Annotated in this window: 16 protein-coding genes; 8 read left to right on the top strand and 8 right to left on the bottom strand. The window is 64.4% G+C overall.

What is annotated here, in order from left to right:
• Complete coding sequence (gene glgX, locus B7E02_RS06640; RefSeq protein WP_080794150.1) at window positions 1–2,649, top strand: glycogen debranching protein GlgX; 2,649 nt, start codon at window positions 1–3, stop codon at window positions 2,647–2,649.
• Between the two features lie 75 nt (window positions 2,650–2,724).
• On the opposite strand, the gene B7E02_RS06635 is transcribed toward glgX, so the two are convergent.
• The 4 genes from B7E02_RS06635 to B7E02_RS06620 form a co-directional block, all read right to left on the bottom strand.
• Window positions 2,725–3,549, bottom strand: coding sequence for an ABC transporter ATP-binding protein (locus B7E02_RS06635; protein ID WP_245802179.1), 825 nt, complete (start codon window positions 3,547–3,549; stop codon window positions 2,725–2,727).
• Complete coding sequence (locus B7E02_RS06630) at window positions 3,542–4,591, bottom strand: FecCD family ABC transporter permease (protein WP_080794149.1); 1,050 nt, start codon at window positions 4,589–4,591, stop codon at window positions 3,542–3,544. Before B7E02_RS06630 ends, B7E02_RS06635 begins: the two co-directional genes overlap by 8 nt.
• A 12-nt stretch (window positions 4,592–4,603) precedes the next feature.
• Window positions 4,604–5,572 (bottom strand): ABC transporter substrate-binding protein, encoded by a 969-nt coding sequence (locus tag B7E02_RS06625; RefSeq protein ID WP_080794148.1) that lies wholly within the window; start codon window positions 5,570–5,572, stop codon window positions 4,604–4,606.
• A gap of 123 nt (window positions 5,573–5,695) precedes the next feature.
• Window positions 5,696–6,094 carry a winged helix-turn-helix transcriptional regulator gene (locus tag B7E02_RS06620; RefSeq protein ID WP_080794147.1) on the bottom strand — a complete coding sequence of 133 codons (399 nt, stop codon included), beginning with the start codon at window positions 6,092–6,094 and terminating at the stop codon, window positions 5,696–5,698.
• A 223-nt stretch (window positions 6,095–6,317) separates the two neighbouring features.
• Between B7E02_RS06620 and B7E02_RS06615 the strand changes: the two genes are divergently transcribed.
• The 6 genes from B7E02_RS06615 (at window position 6,318) to B7E02_RS06595 (ending at window position 13,693) form a co-directional block, all read left to right on the top strand.
• Window positions 6,318–7,739, top strand: coding sequence for a 3'-5' exonuclease (locus tag B7E02_RS06615; protein WP_080794146.1), 1,422 nt, complete (start codon window positions 6,318–6,320; stop codon window positions 7,737–7,739).
• Window positions 7,740–7,823: 84 nt separating this feature from the next.
• On the top strand, window positions 7,824–8,447 hold the full coding sequence (locus tag B7E02_RS06610) for a hypothetical protein (RefSeq protein WP_080794144.1): 624 nt from the start codon (window positions 7,824–7,826) through the stop codon (window positions 8,445–8,447).
• Window positions 8,448–8,553: 106 nt separating this feature from the next.
• Window positions 8,554–10,995 (top strand): malto-oligosyltrehalose synthase, encoded by a 2,442-nt coding sequence (gene treY, locus B7E02_RS06605; RefSeq protein ID WP_080794143.1) that lies wholly within the window; start codon window positions 8,554–8,556, stop codon window positions 10,993–10,995.
• Between the two features lie 69 nt (window positions 10,996–11,064).
• Window positions 11,065–12,156 (top strand): GTP pyrophosphokinase, encoded by a 1,092-nt coding sequence (locus B7E02_RS06600; protein ID WP_080794487.1) that lies wholly within the window; start codon window positions 11,065–11,067, stop codon window positions 12,154–12,156.
• Window positions 12,157–12,232: 76 nt separating this feature from the next.
• Window positions 12,233–12,361, top strand: coding sequence for a hypothetical protein (locus B7E02_RS14770; RefSeq protein WP_281248234.1), 129 nt, complete (start codon window positions 12,233–12,235; stop codon window positions 12,359–12,361).
• A 252-nt stretch (window positions 12,362–12,613) separates the two neighbouring features.
• Entirely contained in the window at window positions 12,614–13,693 is a 1,080-nt protein-coding gene (locus B7E02_RS06595; RefSeq protein WP_080794141.1) for an LLM class flavin-dependent oxidoreductase, read from the top strand.
• Here the strand turns inward: B7E02_RS06595 and B7E02_RS06590 are convergent.
• From B7E02_RS06590 to B7E02_RS06580, 3 genes are read right to left on the bottom strand one after another with little or no spacing between them, the layout of a single operon-like run.
• Window positions 13,684–14,064 carry an RNA-binding S4 domain-containing protein gene (locus B7E02_RS06590; protein ID WP_080794139.1) on the bottom strand — a complete coding sequence of 127 codons (381 nt, stop codon included), beginning with the start codon at window positions 14,062–14,064 and terminating at the stop codon, window positions 13,684–13,686. The two genes, B7E02_RS06595 and B7E02_RS06590, sit on opposite strands and share 10 nt — an antisense overlap.
• 53 nt (window positions 14,065–14,117) lie before the next feature.
• Complete coding sequence (locus B7E02_RS06585) at window positions 14,118–14,348, bottom strand: hypothetical protein (protein WP_080794137.1); 231 nt, start codon at window positions 14,346–14,348, stop codon at window positions 14,118–14,120.
• 27 nt (window positions 14,349–14,375) lie between these two features.
• Window positions 14,376–15,065 (bottom strand): IMPACT family protein, encoded by a 690-nt coding sequence (locus B7E02_RS06580; RefSeq protein ID WP_080794135.1) that lies wholly within the window; start codon window positions 15,063–15,065, stop codon window positions 14,376–14,378.
• Between the two features lie 45 nt (window positions 15,066–15,110).
• On the opposite strand from B7E02_RS06580, the gene treZ reads away from it, so the two are divergent.
• Window positions 15,111–16,835, top strand: coding sequence for a malto-oligosyltrehalose trehalohydrolase (gene treZ, locus B7E02_RS06575; RefSeq protein WP_080794133.1), 1,725 nt, complete (start codon window positions 15,111–15,113; stop codon window positions 16,833–16,835).
• A 16-nt stretch (window positions 16,836–16,851) separates the two neighbouring features.
• On the opposite strand, the gene ilvA is transcribed toward treZ, so the two are convergent.
• Window positions 16,852–18,162 (bottom strand): threonine ammonia-lyase IlvA, encoded by a 1,311-nt coding sequence (ilvA, locus tag B7E02_RS06570; RefSeq protein WP_080794132.1) that lies wholly within the window; start codon window positions 18,160–18,162, stop codon window positions 16,852–16,854.
• Between the last annotated feature and the right edge of the window lie 146 nt (window positions 18,163–18,308).

Raw genomic sequence — 18,308 nt, 5'->3', positions numbered from 1 at the left:
ATGACACCATCGAGTGACGCCCCGTATTCCGTCTGGCCTGGCGACGCCTACCCTCTGGGTTCGACCTACGACGGCGCGGGAACCAATTTTGCCATCTTCTCCGAGGTAGCTGAGCAGGTCGAACTCTGCCTCCTGGATCGCCAGAACAATGAGACGCGCATCAACCTGGAGGAGGTGGACGCCCACATCTGGCACTGCTACATCCCGGGGATCCAGCCCGGCCAGCGCTACGGCTACCGCGTCCACGGTCCCTGGAACCCGAAGAACGGGCAGCGCTGTGATCCGAGCAAGCTGCTGGTTGACCCCTATGCCCGCGCCTTCGACGGGGAGTTCGACGGGGATCCCTCACTGTTCAGCTATGACATCAACAACCCCGAGGATCCCGCCGCCCGCAACACCGAGGACAGCATCGACCACACGATGAAGTCCGTGGTGGTCAACCCCTTCTTCGACTGGGGCAACGACCGCGCCCCAAAGACGCCGTACCACGAGACGGTGATCTACGAGGCCCATGTCAAGGGCATGACCATGACGCATCCGGACATCCCGGAGAATCTCCGCGGCACCTACGCCGGGCTCGCGCACCCTGCCATCATCAACTACCTGAAGAACCTCGGCGTCAGCGCTATCGAGCTGATGCCGGTGCACCAGTTCCTCCAGGATGACCGCCTGCGGGAGCTCGGCCTGCGCAACTACTGGGGCTACAACACCTTCGGCTTCTTCGCCCCCTACAACGACTACGCGGCGTCGAGCCGTCCCGGTGGCGCGGTGGCCGAGTTCAAGGGAATGGTCCGTGCCTTCCACGAGGCGGGGATCGAGGTGATCCTCGACGTCGTCTACAACCACACCGCCGAGGGAAACCACATGGGTCCGACGATCGCATTCCGCGGCATTGACAACGAGGCCTACTACCGGCTCGTCGATGGTGACAAGGTCCACTACATGGACTACACGGGCACCGGAAATTCGCTCAACGTGCGCCACCCGCACTCACTCCAGCTGATCATGGATTCGCTGCGCTACTGGGTCTCGGAGATGCACGTCGACGGCTTCCGCTTCGATCTGGCCTCCACGCTGGCCCGTGAGCTCCATGACGTCGACCGCCTGGCAACCTTCTTCGACCTGGTTCAGCAGGACCCGGTCGTCTCCCAGGTCAAGCTGATCGCGGAACCCTGGGACATCGGCGAGGGCGGCTACCAGGTGGGCAACTTCCCGCCCCTGTGGACGGAGTGGAACGGCAAGTACCGTGATACAGTCCGGGATTTCTGGCGCGGTGAGCCGGCCACCCTCGGCGAGTTCGCATCCCGCCTGACCGGATCCTCCGATCTCTACGCCAACAACGGCCGCCGTCCAACCGCATCGATCAACTTCGTCACGGCCCATGACGGTTTCACCCTCAACGACCTGGTCAGCTACAACGAGAAGCACAACATGGCCAATGGTGAGGATGGTCGCGACGGCGAATCACACAACCGGTCGTGGAACTGCGGAGTGGAGGGTCCCACCGACGACCCGGAGATCCTCCAGCTCCGGGATCAGCAGCGGCGCAACTTCCTGACCACCCTGCTGCTGTCACTGGGCACCCCGATGCTCGCACACGGCGATGAGATGGCCCGCACCCAGAACGGAAACAACAACGTCTACTGCCAGGACAACGAACTCGCCTGGATCGACTGGACCCAGGTGGAGTCCAATGCGGAGCTGGTCGGCTTCACCAGGAGATTGCTCCGCATCCGCGCCAACCACCCGGTGTTCCGGCGTCGCCGATTCCTCGCGGGTGGGCCACTGGGAACCGATGTCCGCGACCGTGACATCGCCTGGCTGGTGCCGGACGGGCGTCTGATGACCCAGGATGACTGGGACTTCGCCTTCGGAAAGTCCCTCATGGTCTTCCTGAACGGCGAGGCCATCGAGGAACCGGACGAGCGGGGCCAGAAGATCCACGATGATTCCTTCATCCTGATGTTCAACGCCCATTTCGAACCCATCGACTTCACCCTCCCCGAGGAGCATTTCGGTATGAAATGGAAACTCCTGGTCGATACCACCGAGGCAACCGGCTACCCGATGGAAGAACTCAACATCGACGCGGGTGGCACCCTGACCGTGCCCGCCCGGTCCACCATGCTGCTGCGCCAGATCGAAGAACCCAACTACGAGAAGCTGGACGCCCGCCTGGCGGAGGAGAAACGCGAGGCCGAGGAGGCCGCCGCGCGCGAAGCGGCCCAGGCCAGCGCCGCCGATGCCGCCTCCGCCGATGAGGCGATCAAGGTCGAGACCGGCCTCGCGGAACTGCACGCCACCGAGAAGAAGCGTGACGACGCACCGACCGATGCAGCGGACGCGACCACCCCGGATATTGAGGCAGCCCCTGCTGACGCCACGGATGCGGCCAATGAGGCCGATTCGGTGGACCCGGCAGCGCAAAAACCGGCGGAACCAACACCGGCCGTGCCGACCGAGGTGCCGAAGGAGGCTGCCGCGGGCGCCGCTGACACCGCGGATTCCGATGACACCGCGGACCCGGCCCCGGTGGAGGACGGTGCCGCCGAGACTTCCGCCGACAACAAGGCCTCGGGGGAGCTCAAGCGCCAGCGTCAGCAGGCGGCCCGCGATGACGACTATGATTCGGTGGATACCGACGACTGATTCCCCCGGGTTCACCTCCCCCGCGTTTCCTGCACAGTCTCTGTCAGGGAACGCGGGGGTTTCCTCGTTACCCGCTCAGCGCGGCTTCCTCATCGGAACCACCACGGGGTACCCCTCATGCAGGTCCACCGTGACTCTGGCCCCGTAGACCTCGTTGATCCTCGCCGCACTCAGGACCCGGGCGGGTGTCCCCTCGGCGACCGCGGATCCTCCCGCCATCAGGAGGACACGGTCGCCGTACTGGCCGGCGAGCGTGAGATCGTGCATGGCGGCCAGGACGGTCAGTCCCCTGGCGGAGCGAACGGCATCGATGAGTTCAAGCGTGTCCTGTGCGTGTCCGATGTCGAGAGCGGAGGTCGGTTCGTCGAGGAGGAGAATTGACGGTTCCTGGGCGAGTGCCCTGGCCAGCGTCACCCGTTGACGTTCACCACCGGAGAGTCCGCTGAGCATGCGGTTGGCGAATCCGCCGAGATTGAGCTCCTCGAGGCAGCCGCGCACCACCCGGGTATCCCGTGCCCCCGGGATCGGCGAATGGGGATGCCTGCCCAAAAGGACGTAGTCCTCAACAGTCAGACCGGCCGGGATCATCGGGGTCTGTGGCATCAGGGCAACGGTCCTGGCGAAAAGCCTGCGTCGCCGTGCCGCCCCCGGGGTCAGGCGGTCCAGCCGCGAATGATGGACCCGGCTGTGCCCGGCGATCGTGATTCTCCCCGATTCCACCTCCAGCACCTGCGCGAGCGCGTGGAGCAGCGTGGTCTTGCCGCATCCGTTGGGTCCGATGATGTTCAGCCACTCCCCGGAACGGACGCTCATGCTCAGGTCCAGAACGGCATCGCTGGCGGCACCCGGATGGCGGACACGGATGGATTCACAGACAACGGCGGCTTCGGATTCAGGCAACTGAACCACCCCCGGACCCCGTGCCCGTTGAACGCCGGAGGATGAACAGAAAGAAGGGTGCACCCACGGCCGCGGTGACCACCCCGACCGGAAGCTCCTGTGGTGCCATCAGGGTGCGTCCGAGAGTGTCTGCGAGCACCAGAAAGATCGCGCCCCACACCAGGGTCATGGGAAGCAGGATGCGGTGCCCCGGCCCCACGATCAGGCGGAGGGCATGCGGCACGATGATCCCGACGAATCCGATCAGTCCGGACACCGCCACCGCCGAGGCCGTGCCGAGTGTCGCCACCGCCACCAGTCCCACACGGACCAGCCCGGGGTCGATTCCCAGGCTGCGGGCTTCGACATCGCCGACCGCCATCACGTCGAGGACACGCGCACAGGACAAGATGACCATCGCGCTCAGTGCCGCGGGGACGGCAGCGGTGAGGACGGTCTCCCACCGTGTGACGTTGAGATTGCCCAGCATCCAGATGTACACGCGTGCCACGGTATCGATGTTCCGCTGCTGGAGGTAGGTTTGGATGGCGCTTGCGAACGCGGCCACCGCGACTCCGGCGAGCACCACCACCGTGGCGGACGAGCTCTGTCCGACCCCCCGGCTCACCAGGACAGTGGCCGCCACCGCGGCGACCCCGCCCACGAACGCGGCGACGATGATGCCCGCCCCACCCGGCGTGGCGCCGAGCACGCCGCCGCTGACCACGACGAGGGTCACCCCCAGTCCCGCTCCGGAGGAGACTCCCAGGAGATACGGGTCGGCGAGCGGGTTCCGAAACACCGCCTGATAGGCCGCGCCAGACAGCGCCAGCGTTGCACCGACGACCATGCCGGTGGCGATCCTGGGAAGGCGGATGTCGAAGAAGATGGCGCGTTCGCGATCGCTGAGTCCGTCACCTCCGAAGATGTCGGCGATCACCGCTCCCGGGCTCAGGTCGATCACACCGACGAACCCGGACACACCGATGACGATGAGCAGGATGACAACAGAGATCGACGTGGCGATGACAGGATGTCGTGCAGCTCTGCCCGCGACCGCCATTGGCTGGGTCACTCAGGCCGCCGCGGGAACGGCGGCATGACTGTTAAGAGCCTGCGCGATCTGTTCAACCAACTCGACGATCCGCGGCCCCCAGCGGGAGGCGATGTCATCGTTGAGGTTGATCACCTGATCCTCACGCACCGCGGTGATGGTGTCCCAACCGGGTCGCTGGGCGACGGTCTCCGGGGTCGTTCCCTCGGCTCTCGTGTTGGCCAGGAACACATAGTCGGGATCAGCTGCCACGACGGCCTCACTGGTGAGCTGGGGGTAACCCGAGTCCCCCTCGGCGATGGAACGCAAACCGAACTCGGAGTAAATCTGCCCGATGAAGGTGCCATCGGTGGTGGTGTAGTAATCGCTGGTCAGCTCGTGGTAGTAGGTCAGCCCCGCGTCCTTGACGCTTGCCGGGACCGAATCGATTGCGGCCTGGATCCCCGACCTCATCTCCTCGATAACGCCACTGCCCGTGGCACCGTGCCCGGTCGCCATGGCCAGCTGATCGATCTGGGAGTAGCTGTCGTCGAGGTTCCTGGCGGAACGTATCATCAGCACCGGCACCCCCGCCGATTTCAATCCGTCAACGATGGATTCGCTTTTGTCCATGAGCACGACCAGGTCCGGATCGTAGTCCAGGACCGCCTCCACACTGGGCGAGTAGCCGGACAATCCCGCCACCGTCGGTGCGTCCGCGGGATAATCCGAGTATTCATCCACGGCGACCACCTGGTCGCCCGCCCCGACGGCGAAGAGCATCTCGGTTGCGGTGGGCGAGAGACTGACGATGCGCTCTGGCTGGTTATCCAGTGTCACCGGTTCGGAGCCGGCGAACTCGACGGTGACGGGAAATCCCTCGGCAGAGGCAGCCGGTGTTGTCGAATCCGCGGTGGTGTCGGCGCCGTCGCTGCTGCAGCCGACGAGCGCCACCGCGGTGAGCAGCAGCGAAACCAGAAATGCGGGGAGGGTGCGGGAACTGGCACTCATTTGAACTAAGACACATCCTTGTGAACATTCTCAGGCTGGCCGTCCCCGTTTCCAACCACCGTCGCAGGAGGCCCGTCCGGGAACGTCGGACATGTCTAACCCTAATCCCCGGGGGCGCGGAATCTAGGTTTCCGCTTCATCTGTGCGATGGGCAACAACGTCATCCATGTGCTCAACAGTCCAGTGATACAGTGCGCGGGCCGGCTCCAATACGGAAGCACCCAGCTCAGTGAGCTCATAGTCCACCCGGGGCGGGACCTCCCCGTGGGATGTCCTGGTGATCAGACCGTCCTCCGCGAGCACCCCCAGTCGGTGGGTGAGCATCTTCGGCGAAATGCCATCGACGCGGTTGCGGATCTCCCCGTTTCTCAAAGGGCCGTGCTCGAGGCTCAACAGAATCAGCATCGCCCATTTGTCCCCGATCGTGTCAAGGAGTTCCCGACTGGGGCAGTGCCGGAAGAAAGGGTCCCAGACCTCCCCGCGCGCCGGTCCCCGAAGGGGCCTGCTGACCAGCTGCGTCATTGTTCCCACCTCACTCAAACGTAGGGCTTTGCTGCAATGTCTTCTACTGATGAATTCGCTCCCCGCCCCCGCCCTGTTACATTTTCCTGCACACACCGGCGTGACGACGCACAACGGGGCCACGAACTGACGTTCGAGTCCGTGCCCCGGTCCTGCCCGGCCCCGGCCACCCCGCCGGGTAATGTGGTGGACACCTGAGATTCACACTGAAAGGACACCACCTGTGATCGCGGCACATGGCGCAGACCTCACCCTGGGTGACTCCACCCTGACCATCTCCTACTCCCCGCTCCTCACCGCGCTCTCCGAGACCGGGAAACAGAGGGTTGTCATTGAGCTGTCCGCGGTCACCGGTTTCGAGTTCACCCGTCCCACCGCACTGACCTGCGGTGATATAGCGTTCAGCGGTGCCGGGGATACGGTGATCACCTTCTCCCCCGGTCAGGGCGAACAAGCCGCGGCCCTGGCCGCCGATCTTGAGCGCATCCTCAACGGTGAGGCACCCGCGCCGGAGGCCCCTACGGTGGAGGCGTCGACACGCGGGAACAGCGTGGCGGGATTCGACGTCGTCGGGTTCGACGTGGAGACGGCGAATGATGACTGGGGGTCGATCTGCCAGATCGGTCTGGTGCGCTACCGCGACGGCAGGGAGACGGATTCGGCGTCCTGGCTGTGCGCTCCGCCGGCACCACTGGGCGGGTTCCTCGACGCCAACATCGCGATCCACGGCATCTCCGGAAAGCAGGTGGAAAACGAACCGAGTTTCGCGGACCGGTTGCCCGAGATGGTGGACTTCGTCGGCGATCTGCCGCTGATCGCGCACAATGCGCAGTTCGACTTCACAGCGCTCAAACGCGCGTGCGCGGCCTCGGGCATTGACACCCCGCACATGCTCTTCGGCTGCTCCCTGATCCTGTCCCGGGTTGAAAAACTCCAGGTGGCCAATCACAAGCTCCCCACCGTCGCCGCCGCCCTCGGAATCACGCTGGACAACCACCACGATGCCACCGAGGATGCGCGGGCGAGCGCGGAGATCGCCATTTCGCTGGCACTGCAACACCACTTCACCGGCAGTTTCATCGATTTCATCCACAGTTGCGGTCTCACCCTCGGATCCACCGATGGCACCAGGGTATTTCCGGTCCTGCGCGACCGCTCCGGCGCTGGGGTCGCAGCCCAGCGCCGCGCACTCGGACTGGATACCGGTGCCGCTCCTGCCACGAGGGACACCGGGCACTCCGGGGACGCACAGGACGCCGGGAGCAAGCCCGCGGAGCAGGCGAAGACGTCCGGCGGCGGTCGCGGACCCGCACCCTGGGCCAAGGTTGCCACCCCCGACACCGTTCCGGACCCGAATCCGGATGCGGACCCGCAGGGGATCCTCTTCGGACAGAACGTGACGCTGACCGGAGACTTTGAACCCTATGAGAAGGGTAACCTGTGGCAGCGGATTGCCGATCAGGGCGCGACCGTCGGCAAGAACGTGACCAAGAAGACCACCATCCTCGTCGCCGGCCCCTGGGATTCAATCACCTCCAAACAGAAGCGGGCGGAGGAACTGATTGAAAAGGGCCAGAAGCTGGAGATCTGGGATGAAAAGCAGCTCTTCACCGCTCTCGGTCTGGAGGAGCAGCCACCCTTCTAGGAAGATTCCGGGAACCCGGTGGCCGGTGGCGGAGTCCAACATGTGTGACGGTACCCAACCGATCCAGACTCCGGGAGTTGCCCCATGTCCAGTGCCCAGACCCAGTTTCTCCAACTCCGGCTCCGCCACCGCTCCTGGCTGGCGCGCCACCGTATCTCCGATGACGGTTTCGGTGATTCCCCGGCCAGCATCAATCTATCGGCGCAGCTGACCATGGGGCTGCGGGCCCGGGGTGCCACCGTGAGCTACCGCGGTCTGGCGGAATTGGGGCTGAGCATCCGCCAGGCGTGGGACGCGGCCGCGGGCAATCTGATCAACCTCGCCGCCGGCCCCGCGGGCACCTGTTTTTACCTCCGGGAGGCCCGCACCATCACCTCGGTGGCCTCCGCCGCCGTCCAGGTCCGCACACCAGGGGCGCCGATCAGTGCCTGGCTGGCCCATCCCCGTCCATTCACCATCCTCGACGGTCATCTCCGGGATCAGGTGGGGGATTCGATCATCTATCTGCTGCCTTCGGCCGACTGTCTTATCGCCGCCGCCGTCTCGGACCCGCGGCTGGGAAAGCTGTGCGACTGGTTGCGCCACACCGCGGAAAACCCGATCATCCGAGGTGGGGAACTGATCAGCGCCGAACCCCTGGTATATCTCAACGGTTTCCCGGGCTCCCCCGCCTCCGTCATGCACCGCCGCACCTTCCTCGTCGCCTGATCCCCCTGCTTTCCAACGCCGTCACCGCAGACTCACTAGGATCAAGGTCGTGACATGCTGCTTCAGCAGCCATGCCGACCGATCGCTTCGTGGAAGGAGAGCACAAATGGCACGCCCGATCACCGCCACCTACCGACTGCAGCTGAGAGGTCCCAGAGCCGATCCATCCGGCCGCGCATTCGGATTCGCCGAGGCGAAGGCAATTCTTCCCTATCTGAAACGGCTCGGCATCAGCCACCTCTACCTCTCACCGATCCTGACCTCGATGCCCGATTCCAACCACGGCTATGACGTCATCGATCCCACCAGGATCAATGAGGAGCTCGGCGGGATGGACGGCTTCCGCGAACTCGCCGATGCCACCCATGAGCTCGGGATGGGCATCATCGTCGATATCGTCCCCAATCACCTTGGAATCGCCGAGCCACAGTTGAACAAGTGGTGGTGGGATGTGCTCAAGAACGGGCAGAAGTCGGATTTTGAGTACTACTTCGACATAGATTGGCAGCGGGACAACGGCTCGGAAGGAAAACTGGGCCTGCCGATCCTCGGCGCCGAGGGAGACGAGGACAGGCTTGAATTCGACGAGGTCGGTGGCGAGCGGGTGCTGCGCTACTACGATGACGTGTTCCCGATCGCCCCGGGCACCGGGGACGGTACACCGGTGGAGGTCTACCGTCGCCAGTCCTACAGCCTGAGATACTGGCGTGACGGTGTCATCGGCTACCGCCGCTTCTTCTCCGTCAACACCCTCGCCGGAATTCGGCAGGAGGACCCCCTGGTGTTCGAACACACCCACCGGGTGCTCCGGGAGCTTGTCACCGATGACCTCATCGACGGGGTCCGCGTTGATCATCCCGATGGTCTCTCCGCGCCCTTCAACTATCTCAAACGGCTGCGGGAGGTCGTCGGACCGGATCGCTGGCTGATCGTGGAGAAGATCCTCGGCGTGGAGGAACCACTGGATCCGCGACTCTCGGTCGACGGAACCACCGGCTATGACGCACTGCGTGAACTCGACGGTGTGTTCATCTCGCGCGAGGCGGAGGATCATTTCTCCATGCTGGCGCTGCAGGTCACCGGTTCCACCTGGGACGAGGCCGCGATCGGATCAACCGAGCACGCGCTCAAACGCGAGGTGGCGGAGTCGGAGCTGGCCGCGGAGATCCGCCGACTCGCCAGGGCCATGCGCCGCGACAATTTCTCCACCGCCGGTTCAAACGTGTCCAACGCCCAGCTGAGGGAGACGATCATCGAGCTGGTGGCCGCCATGCCCGTGTACCGCGCGGACTACATCTCACTATCCCGTACCACCGCAAGCGTCATAGCCGACATGTCGCGGCGCTTCCCCTCGCGTCGAGACGCATTGGATCTCATCGCCGCCGCCCTGCTGGCCAACGGCGAGGCGAAGATTCGCTTCGCCCAGGTCTGTGGCGCCGTCATGGCCAAGGGCGTGGAGGATACGACGTTCTACCGCGCATCCCGGCTGGTCGCCCTGCAGGAGGTCGGCGGCGCACCCGGCCGCTTCGGTGTTTCCGCTGCGGAATTCCATCTACTCCAGGAGGAACGCAGCGTCCTGTGGCCCAGCGCCATGACCGCGCTGTCCACCCACGACACCAAACGCGGGGAAGACGTCCGCGCACGGCTGATCGAACTGACCGAGGACCCCAGTTCCTTCGCCGAGCTCGTTCGTCGCACCGGCTCGATCCTGCCCGCCCCGGAAGGTGCAACCGGGCACTTCCTCTTCCAGAATCTTCTCGGGGTGTGGCCGGCGGACGGAGTGATCACGGAATCACTGCGCATCCGATTCCGGGACTACGCCCTCAAGGCCATCCGTGAGGCCGGGGTTCAGACCTCGTGGGTCGATCGCAGGGAATCCTTCGAACAGTCCGTCCTGGACTGGATCGACGCGCTTTTCGACGGCCCGGCCACCTCGATGATCAGCGACTTCGTCGCGCGCCTGGCGGTGGGGGCGACCTCGGTGTCCCTGGGCCGCAAGATGCTTCAATTGATCGGTGCGGGAATTCCCGACACCTACCAGGGCACCGAGTTCTTTGAGGATTCCCTGGTCGATCCCGATAACCGTCGCTTCATCGACTACACCGCGCGCGCCCAGGCACTGGAGAAGCTGGAGGGCTGGGAGTGGCTCGCGGTGGCGGCAGAGGGAAGCGATCATCTCAGTCAGTTCCATGATCTGGCAAAGATCGATGTGGTCAGGCAGGCACTCGCGGTGCGCGCGGAGTTTCCCGATAGCTTCATCGGGGGCGACTACCAGGCCGTCTTCGGTGAGGGGCGGAGAGAATCCCATGTCGTCGGAATCGCGCGGGGGGCGGACAGGAACCACCTCAATGTGGTTGCACTCGCCACCCGGAGGCCACTGATCCTGCGCAACAACGGCGGATGGGACGACACCACGATCACGCTGCCACCGGGAAGGTGGCGGGATCGCCTGACGGGGCAGACCTTCACCGGCATGGTTCCCGCCACGGACATCTTCACCGCGCTGCCCACCGCACTCCTTGTGCTCGAGCCGGACATGGAAATCTAGGCCGCTCCCGACGGGATGCCCCGGTACCGGGGCGCAGAGCAACCGGTTCCTCTAGAATAGATGGTCGACATGTCTGATAACACACTCGCCCGTTTCGGCAGCTACTACCACGATTTCCGACGCAACCACCCCCAGGTTGCGCGGGAGTTCCGGTCAGCCATCGAGGAGCTGCTCACCGACGGCGGAGTGACATACGACCGCGTGAGCACCAGACTGAAGGAATGGTCCAGCCTCAAGGCGAAGGCGCGCAAACGCGATGGTGAGGGCACGTTGATCTATCCGGATCCACGCAGCGACATCCACGACATGATCGGCGTGCGGGTGACCACCTTCCACTCCACCGAGATCCCGGTGGCACTCAGTGTCCTGCAGGATTCCTTCGCCGTTCGAAAGTCTGTGGACAAGGCAGCAGAGACGCGGATCTCCGGCGGTTTCGGGTACGGATCACACCATCTGATCCTTGAGGTCGATGACACCATCGAGGAGCTGCAGAACTATCAGGGCCTGGTCTTCGAGGTGCAGGTGCGCACCGTCCTGCAGCATGCGTGGGCGGAGTTCGAGCATGACATCCGGTACAAGCGTGCAGGGGTGGGGCCCCAGGGCGAGATTGATCCGGAGGTGGACAGAAAATTCACTCTCGCCGCCGGCCTCATCGAGTTGGCGGACCAGCAGTTCGACCAGATTGCGGCGCTCAAGGACAATGAGCGGGTCACCGACGAGTCCGTCGAGCTCACCGCCGAGACGCTCCCCGGGGTTCTCGCGATGCTGATCGGCAACCGCTTTCCCCGTCCGCGCTCGGAGAACTACCGCTTCCTCGAGGATATTCTGCACGCAAACGGCATCAACACGGTTGCCTCGCTGCGCGACCTGCTCAATGCCGCCGATATCGAGGTGCTGCTCAAGGTCATGCGCTACCGCTTCCATCCGGGGCAGATTCGGATTATCGACGATCTGCTGCTGAAGAAGTTCGGCGGTGCTCACATCTCCGCCACCGTCGGGCAGGACTCCCAATCCCTCGATGTCAAACGCCACAGGCAGCTCAAGCGCAAACTGGAGCAGATGCAGGCGGCACACATCCTCGCGGCGCACCGGGATTCCCCCGCCGCCGTCGACGGCACCTCCGCCGATTCAGCCACGGCCCCCGACACGCTCCACGACTAAAAGGGCACACCGGGGCAGCGTGGATAGTACGCTGGGGCAGGCATCTTCAACCGTCGCAACGCTAGGAGCTTTTAACATGGGGTCATCCATCTCGGACTTCCCGATGCTCGCAGATTTCCTCCACGTCTGGGGTCTGGCCATCGCCGATTTCTTCCGTCCGTTCGGTGTTGATTTCCCGCCGGCGTACTGGACCCTGGGGGCGTAGGAGCGGGCACGACGGCCCCCTCGCGCAGTGAGCGGTCGGCAGTACCCCGGGGGTCGGTCCCCCTGCCTCCCGCCCCGGCTCGACGGTCCCCCCGAGACGGGCCCGGTTCCTTCGCTCCGATCGAGCGTTGAGCCGGGCCCGTCTCAGTCGTTTCGGAATATCCCGAATTCTGATATTTGTTGATATATCCACAACAGGCCCGCGGCTGCGGGCTACCCAGCACCGTTCCCGCAAACAGAAGAGGATGGCACCATGTCAGAAAAAATCCACGCATCCAGTGACGATATCTCCTTCGGACTCGATACCTTCGGCGACAACACCGTCGACCCCGCAGGTCAGCCCGTCCCCCCTGCACAGACGATCCGCAATGTCGTCGAGCAGGCAAAGCTCGCCGACAGGGTAGGCGTGGACTTCATCGGCATCGGGGAGCACCACAGGTCCGACTACTCGATCTCCGCTCCCGACATCGTCATGACCTCCATCCTGGCGTCCACCACCCGGCTCAGGGTCACCTCGGCGGTGACGGTCCTCTCCTCCGATGACCCGGTGCGCATATTCGAGCGCTACTCCACCATGAACGCCCTCTCCGGGGGTCGGGCCGAGATCACGCTCGGACGCGGATCCTTCACCGAGTCCTTCCCGCTGTTCGGCTTCAACCTCCAGGACTATGAGGTTCTCTTCGATGAGAAGCTCGATCTCTTCCGCACCATCCTCGACGCCGACGCCCGGGACAGCGCTGTCACCTGGTCGGGAAAGACCAGGGCGGCGCTGGACAACGTGAAGCTCCACCCGGAGACCGAGTCCGGCATCCCCACCTGGGTGGCCGTCGGGGGCTCCCCCGAATCCGTGGTCCGCGCCGCCAAGTACCGTTTCCCGCTCATGCTTGCCATCATCGGCGGGGCCGCGGCCCGCTTCCGCCCCTACGTCGACCTCTACCGCCGCGCCAATGACCAGTTCGGACTCCCGCAACTGCCCATCGGTGCCCACTCCCCCGGTTTCATCGCCGACACCGATGAACAGGCGCGCGAGCTCAGCCTCGACCACTGGCTGGTGCAGCAGCGCAGGATCGGTGAGGAGCGTGGCTGGGCACCGGCGAGCCCGAGGCAGTTCGAACAGGAGATAGAGCACGGTTCCCTCTACATCGGTTCCCCCGAGACCGTCGCCCAGCGGATCGCCGCGACGATCGAAGTCCTTGATCTCGACCGGTTCAGCCTTAAGTACGCCAACGGCCCGATGCCGCACGAGCACCTGATGCGATCGGTGGAACTCTACGGCACCCGGGTGATTCCGCGGGTCCGCGAGCTGCTGGCGGAGAGATCCGCTCAGCGCTGACCCCGGAACTGCTCCATCTCCCGGCGCTCCTTCTTGGTCGGCCGACCCGCGCCACGGTCGCGGACCGGCACCGATGCGAAAAGCTCCATCGGTGGCGGGGGCGGTGTGTGATCGATGTAGCAGTCGACCGCGATCCTGGCACCGACACGCTTGTTGATGCTTCGGGTCACCTCGACATCGTGTTCACGATGATTCACCCAAACCCGCACCCGGTCACCGGGCACCACCTGCTGGGCAGGTTTGACGGAGGCGCCGTTGATCTTGACGTGCCCGGCGCGGCAGGCCTCAGCGGCGTCGGACCTCGTCTTGAACAGACGCACCGCCCACACCCAGGCGTCGATGCGCACCGGCCTGCCGTCGATGTCACTCATGCTGCTGCGATCCAACCCTTCCCCGTCCGCCCCGGCAGGGGCGAACCGGAAAACTAGTACTGGTCCTTTTCATTGATGGTCTTACGCACCTTGTTGTAGAAATACAGTCCACCCACCACCGCGACGATCAGACCGATGACCATCCAGGTGGGATCGGCGAGCAACCACATCAGGGCTCCTCCGCCCAATCCGCCGGCAACGCTTATCACCGCGTTCCGCGAATTCTTCCGCACTTCCTGTTTGCGTTTCTCAATCGGATTCCTGGGGTACCGTTCCATGCTCATAGATCACCAGTGTAGTGGCAGGGTGACTCAGGAGGCGATCGGGGATTCCACCCACTTCCGGCCCGCTTCCCGCAACGCGACCGTCGTTGCCGAAAGCGATGACAGCAGGGATTCCACCTGTGCCCGCTCCCCCGGCTCCACGGCGAGGGTGAAGGTCACCTGCGATCCGTAGTCGGTGTCCGTGATCACCACACCCGTTCCGCGGAGGTGCGCCTCGATTCTGCCCGCATCGGAATGCGGGAAACTGACGGTGTAGATTTCGCGCACCGACCGCCTGGATCGCCCGACACGTGCGAGCGTGGAGGTCACCGCGTTTGTGTAGGCGTTGACCAGTCCGCCCGTTCCCAGCTTGACGCCACCGAAGTAGCGCACGACGACGGCTGCGACATCAAGCATCCCGGAGCCCCGCAGCGCCTCCAGCATCGGCTTTCCCGCAGTCCCGGAGGGTTCGCCGTCATCGGAGGAACGCTCCACCGCGTTCGCACCGTCGACGTGGTAGAGATAGGCGCTGCAGTGGTGCCTGGCGTCTGGGTAGAGTCCCCTGACCATGGTGATGAACTCCCTGGCCTCCTCCTCACTCTGCACCCGGGTGATAAGGGTGATGACCCTCGATCGCCTGATCTCCAGCTCGGAATCGCTGACCCCCCCCGCCTCGGGCAGCTCGTAGGTCATGCGCCCGGCCGGACCCGTGATCGATGAATTGGATGTGGAGGCCATATCAGCTCCATGCTACCCCGGGGGATTTTCACTAGCCTGGACGGCATGCAGACTTCGAGAAACTACCGTGTCTGGGCCCCCTTCCCGGATGATGTCCGTCTCCGACTCAACGGGACAACCCACCCGCTCAGACGCGGGGAGGGCGGGTGGTGGGAATCCGATATCGGCATCGAGGCGGGAGCACGGTACGGTTTCGAGCTTCACGACGCCGAGGACGGCTGGTCGAAAACCCTGCCGGACCCGCGTTCGGCGTCCCAGCCGGACGGCGTCCACGGACTCAGCGAAGCCGTGGACACCTCCTTCGGATGGCGGGATGACGCCTGGACCGGCCGGATCCTCCCCGGATCCGTCCTCTACGAGCTCCACGTCGGAACCTTCACGCCGGCGGGGACCTTCCGCGGTGTGATCGACAAGCTCGATTACCTCAGGGACCTGGGCATCACGGCGATCGAACTCATGCCGGTTCAGCCCTTCGGCGGCGATCGTAACTGGGGCTACGACGGCGTGCTGTGGCACGCGGTCCACGAGGGCTACGGCGGACCGACGGGGCTGAAGGAACTCATCGATGCGGCGCACCGAGCGGGAATCGCCGTCTATCTCGACGTGGTGTACAACCATTTCGGCCCCGACGGCAACTACAACGGCATGTTCGGTCCCTACACCTCGGGCGGTTCGACCGGGTGGGGCGAGGTGGTCAACGTCGCCGGCTACGATTCCGACGAGGTCCGCGCCTACATCCTGGACGCGGCCAGGCAGTGGTTCAGCGAGTTCCACGTCGACGGCCTGCGGCTCGACGCGGTCCACTCCCTGGATGATCCCAGCGCCTTCCCGCTTCTGGAACTGCTGGTCGTCCTCGCACAGGAGATCTCCTCCACAACCGGGATTCCGAGGACCCTGATCGCGGAGTCCGATCTCAATGATCCCAAACTGATCATGGAACGCTCGGCCGGTGGCTACGGCCTGGACGCGCAGTGGGTCGATGACATCCACCATGCGCTGCACGCCCTGGTGTCCGGCGAAACCCACGGGTACTACTCAGATTTCGGCACCACCGGGGCACTGGCGAAGACACTCGAGGAGGCGTTCTACCACACCCAGGATCCTTCGAGTTTCCGCGGGCGCCGCCACGGCAGGTGGATTCGTCGGGATGTCACCCCCGCATCCCGCTTCGTCACCTACACCACCACCCACGACCAGACCGGAAACCGGGCCACCGGCGACCGGCCCTCGGTGAATCTGACACCGGAACAGCAGGTTCTCAAGGCGGCGGTAATCTACAGCTCCCCCTATACTCCGATGCTGTTCATGGGTGAGGAGTTCGGTGCCACGACGCCCTTCGCCTTCTTCTCCTCGCACACCGATCCGGAGCTGAACAGACTCACCTCAGAGGGTCGGAAGAGGGAGTTCGCCCGCCTCGGTTGGGATGCCGACACCATCCCGGAGCCCGCGGCGCCGGAGACCTTCGACGCCTCCAGGCTGCAGTGGTCCTTCAGCGTGGATCAGCGGCGGATCCTCGGGGCCTACCGCACGCTGCTGAAGCTGCGCAGAGAGTACGGACTGTCCCAGTCGGATCTGCTCACCGTCGAGGTCGACCATGGCGAGCAATGGGTGTCCATGGCCAATGGCCACGCCCGGCTCGTGGCCAACTTCGGTGACACCCCGGTCGAGGTGCCCCACGGCGGGAGGCTGATCTACTCCTTCACCTCCCCGGAGGTCGGCGACAACTCGACGCTCCTCGATCCCTGGGGTTTCGCCCTGCTTTCACGCTGACCACGAAGCCCCGGGGTTAGGTGATGAACTCGTACTCGGGGGTGCCCGGCTGAAGCTGCCGACAGTCGATGGCGGAGACCTTCATCCGCTCGAGCAGCGGATCGAGATCACTCGCGGCGCTGAGCTGGAGTCCGACGAGGGCGGTCCCGGTCTCCCTGTTGTTGCGCTTGAGGTACTCGAAGAGGGTGATGTCATCATCGGGCCCCAGAATGTCCTGGAGGAATGAACGCAGCTGACCGGGTTCCTGGGGGAAGTTCACCAGGAAGTAGTGCTTGAGACCGCGATGCACCAGCGAACGCTCCACAACCTCGTTGTAGCGCAGCACATCGTTGTTACCGCCGGAGATGATGCACACCACCACCGATCCCCTGGCGAAATTCATCTCCTTGAGTCCAGCCACCGACAGCGCCCCCGCAGGCTCCGCGATGATGCCCTCATTCTGGTAAAGCTCCAGCATCTCGGTGCACACCGCACCCTCACTGGCGCTCATCATGTGGACACGGCCCTGATTTCTCTCCACGATCTCGTAGTTGAGGTCACCGACCCGTTTGACCGCGGCTCCATCGACGAAGGGGTCCACCTGGTCGAGGGTCACCGGTCCACCTGCCTTGAGCGCCGCCTGCATGGACGCCGCACCGAGGGGTTCGATACCGACCAGGGCCGTACGCGGAGCCATGTCCGCCATGTAACTGACCACACCCGCAAGCAGGCCGCCGCCACCGACGGGAACCATGACGGTATCCGGCGTTTTTCCGAGAGCCGCCAGTTGGGAGACGATCTCGGCCGCAACGGTTCCCTGCCCGATGATGGTGTTTCGGGCGTCGAAAGGCTCGATGAGGGTTGCACCGGTACGGCTGGCATCCTCGTGTGCCGCCGCGGAGGCCTCATCGAAGTTGTTTCCGGTCACCACCAGCGTCACATTCGATCCGCCGTGAACCTTGATCCGATCCCGCTTCTGCTTCGGTGTCTGGACCGGGACGTAGATGCGTCCCTCGACTCCCAGGGTCCGGCAGACATAGGCCACGCCCTGGGCGTGATTTCCAGCTGAGGCTGCCACAATACCCGCGTCGCGCTGTTCCTGGGTGAGCTGGGTCCCCGCATTGAAGGCGCCGCGGATCTTGTAGGAGCGCACATCCTGCAGATCCTCCCTTTTGAGGTAGACCTCTGCGCCGGTCTCCTCGGAGAGCCGGGGGCAGTACTGCAACGGGGTGGGGGCAATCGCGGAGGAAATTCGGGTCTGCGCCAACTGAATGTCCGCGGCGTGAATCGGCTCCGTCCCGCCGCCGACCACTCCTGGATTCTTCTCAGACACCTGTGTTTCCGTCATGGTGCCTTAGTCTAATCCCTCCGCCGCTGGATGCCGACGTCGACCGACCGCAAATAGTTTTCTGGTCAATAGCTGCGGGTCCATACTAGACTTTGGACTCGGTCCAGACAGCCCATCCGTGCATCCGGGAAGATTCCGTTGCGCAG

The sequence above is a fragment of the Corynebacterium pacaense genome (assembly GCF_900169525.1).
GTDB classification, from domain to species: Bacteria; Actinomycetota; Actinomycetes; order Mycobacteriales; family Mycobacteriaceae; genus Corynebacterium; species Corynebacterium pacaense.
Note: the sequence above shows the minus strand (reverse complement) of the source record. Positions and strands in the feature narration are given on the sequence as shown.